At 55.8% G+C, this 1,231-nt stretch carries 1 protein-coding gene; it reads right to left on the bottom strand.

Annotated features, from left to right (window positions below; all coding sequences use genetic code 11):
- Nucleotides 1–38: 38 nt before the first annotated feature.
- A protein-coding gene (locus Q1A89_RS23445) for an IS3 family transposase (protein WP_299734156.1) occupies nt 39–1,168 on the bottom strand; the annotation gives its coding sequence in 2 pieces (ribosomal slippage) (nt 39–925 and nt 925–1,168; 1,131 coding nt in all).
- Between the last annotated feature and the right edge of the window lie 63 nt (nt 1,169–1,231).

The raw sequence follows: 1,231 nt of genomic DNA on the forward strand, positions 1-1,231 counted from the left end.
TGGACCTGTCGCGCTTTCGTGCCGCCCCAAGTGCTCGTTTAAGCCACTTTTCTTTCGAATGCGACGGGGCTTTTCCAGCCGAGTGCTGAGTGTCTGCGGCGCGGATTGTAAAAGCCGTTGATGTATTCAAAGATGGCCATCTCAGCTTTTCGTCGCGTTTCCCAGGGATGCCGCCAGATCAGCTCAGCCTTGATGGTTTTGAAGAACGTCTCAACAGCCGCATTATCGTAGCAATTACCTTTGCCAGACATCGATACCTTGAACCCGTGCTGGCGCAGGAGCTTCTGGTAGTCGTGTGAACAATATTGCGACCCACGGTCCGTATGATGAATGCAGCCTTTGTGTGGTTGCCGGAACGCGATGGCCATCTTCAACGCCCGGATCGCGAGGTCACGCTTCATGCGGTTGCTCACGGCCCAGCCGATCACGCGCCGGGAATGCAGGTCCAGGATCACAGCAAGGTACAACCAGCCTTCACGCGTCCAGACATAGCTGATGTCGCCCGCCCATTTCTGATTGGGCTTGTCTGCCACAAAGTCACGGTCCAGCAGGTTGGGTGCAGTGTTGAACCTGTGATCGCTATCCGTTGTCACCTTATGTTTGCGTGTTCTGACGACGGATATGCCGTTCTGGCGCATCAAACGGCCCACACGGCGATGACCGACGTCCAGGCCGATCTCCTTCAACTCTTCGGTCATGCGCGGCCTGCCATAGCTGCCCAAGCTGAGACGGGATTGTTCTTTGATGTGTGCCAACGTGACCAGATCAGATCGCTGCCTGCGGCTGGCCGGGCGGTTGCGGAACGCCCGTAGCCCGCGCGTGCTGACGCCGACAACATCGCATAACCGCTTGGCTGGGAAGTGGCCGCTGTGTTCTTCGATAAACCTGAATCTCATTGCTTTAGGCCCGCGAAGAACTGGGTGGCCTTTTTTAAGATCTCCCTCTCCTCCTTGAGAAGCCGGTTCTCACGTCGAAGCCGCTCATTCTCTTTTGCAAGGTCTAAATCTTCTTGTGAAACCACGTTCGTGTCTCGATGTGCTGTGATCCATTTGTTCAGCGTCGACATGCCAACGCCTAGATCGTCAGCCACTTGCTTGCGCGTCAGCCCACTGGTCAGCGCAATACGCACCGCATCTTGGCGGAATTCGTCCGTCCGTTTCGGTCCCATAGTCGGTCTCCTTTGTTGCAGTAAATGCTATCAAAGGAGCGGCATCAAACCGCGACAGATCCA

The sequence above is a fragment of the uncultured Tateyamaria sp. genome (genome assembly GCF_947503045.1).
In the GTDB taxonomy this organism is placed as follows: domain Bacteria; phylum Pseudomonadota; class Alphaproteobacteria; order Rhodobacterales; family Rhodobacteraceae; genus Tateyamaria.